At 56.7% G+C, this 1,875-nt stretch carries 1 rRNA gene; it reads right to left on the bottom strand.

The features are described 5' to 3' along the window. Positions 1-32: 32 nt before the first annotated feature. Positions 33-1,875 (bottom strand): 23S ribosomal RNA (locus ACFYU9_RS36505); the annotation flags it as partial.

Here is a 1,875-nt window from a genome sequence, read left to right as displayed (position 1 = left end):
CTTCAGAACTAACACAGTGGACGCGAGCAACTGAGGACAAGCCCTCGGCCTATTAGTACCGGTCAGCTCCACCCATTACTGGGCTTCCACATCCGGCCTATCAACCCAGTCGTCTACTGGGAGCCTTACCCTCTCAAGGAGGTGGGAATACTCATCTCGAAGCAGGCTTCCCGCTTAGATGCTTTCAGCGGTTATCCCTCCCGAACGTAGCCAACCAGCCATGCCCTTGGCAGAACAACTGGCACACCAGAGGTTCGTCCGTCCCGGTCCTCTCGTACTAGGGACAGCCCTTCTCAATATTCCTGCGCGCACAGAGGATAGGGACCGAACTGTCTCACGACGTTCTAAACCCAGCTCGCGTACCGCTTTAATGGGCGAACAGCCCAACCCTTGGGACCGACTCCAGCCCCAGGATGCGACGAGCCGACATCGAGGTGCCAAACCATCCCGTCGATATGGACTCTTGGGGAAGATCAGCCTGTTATCCCCGGGGTACCTTTTATCCGTTGAGCGACGGCGCTTCCACAAGCCACCGCCGGATCACTAGTCCCGACTTTCGTCCCTGCTCGACCCGTCGGTCTCACAGTCAAGCTCCCTTGTGCACTTACACTCAACACCTGATTGCCAACCAGGCTGAGGGAACCTTTGGGCGCCTCCGTTACCCTTTGGGAGGCAACCGCCCCAGTTAAACTACCCATCAGACACTGTCCCTGATCCGGATCACGGACCGAGGTTAGACATCCAGCACGACCAGAGTGGTATTTCAACGACGACTCCACAACCACTGGCGTGGCCGCTTCACAGTCTCCCACCTATCCTACACAAGCCGAACCGAACACCAATATCAAACTGTAGTAAAGGTCCCGGGGTCTTTCCGTCCTTCTGCGCGAAACGAGCATCTTTACTCGTAGTGCAATTTCACCGGGCCTATGGTTGAGACAGTCGAGAAGTCGTTACGCCATTCGTGCAGGTCGGAACTTACCCGACAAGGAATTTCGCTACCTTAGGATGGTTATAGTTACCACCGCCGTTTACTGGCGCTTAAGTTCTCAGCTTCGCCCAGACGAATCTGAGCTAACCGGTCCCCTTAACGTTCCAGCACCGGGCAGGCGTCAGTCCGTATACATCGCCTTACGGCTTCGCACGGACCTGTGTTTTTAGTAAACAGTCGCTTCTCGCTGGTCTCTGCGGCCACCCCCAGCTCACGGAGTAAATCCGATCACCAGGCGTGGCCCCCCTTCTCCCGAAGTTACGGGGGCATTTTGCCGAGTTCCTTAACCATAGTTCACCCGAACGCCTCGGTATTCTCTACCTGACCACCTGAGTCGGTTTAGGGTACGGGCCGCCATGAAACTCGCTAGAGGCTTTTCTCGACAGCATAGGATCATCCACTTCACCACAATCGGCTCGGCATCAGGTCTCAGCCTTAACGTGTGACGGATTTGCCTACCACACGGCCTACACCCTTACCCCGGGACAACCACCGCCCGGGCTGGACTACCTTCCTGCGTCACCCCATCGCTTACCTACTACCACCTTGGATCAGCGGCTCCACCACTTTCCTTTCCCCGAAGGGTCCGGAACGGCTTCACGGCCTTAGCATTAATGGGCTCGATATTGGGCGTTTCAAAGCGGGTACCGGAATATCAACCGGTTGTCCATCGACTACGCCTGTCGGCCTCGCCTTAGGTCCCGACTTACCCTGGGCAGATCAGCTTGACCCAGGAACCCTTAGTCAATCGGCGCACACGTTTCTCACGTGTGTATCGCTACTCATGCCTGCATTCTCACTCGTGAACCGTCCACAACTCGCTTCCGCGGCTGCTTCACCCGGCACACGACGCTCCCCTACCCATCACAACACCCGTTAGGGCT

It is taken from the genome of Streptomyces sp. NPDC004327 (assembly GCF_042873935.1).
Classification (GTDB): Bacteria; Actinomycetota; Actinomycetes; order Streptomycetales; family Streptomycetaceae; genus Streptomyces.
Note: the sequence above shows the minus strand (reverse complement) of the source record. Positions and strands in the feature narration are given on the sequence as shown.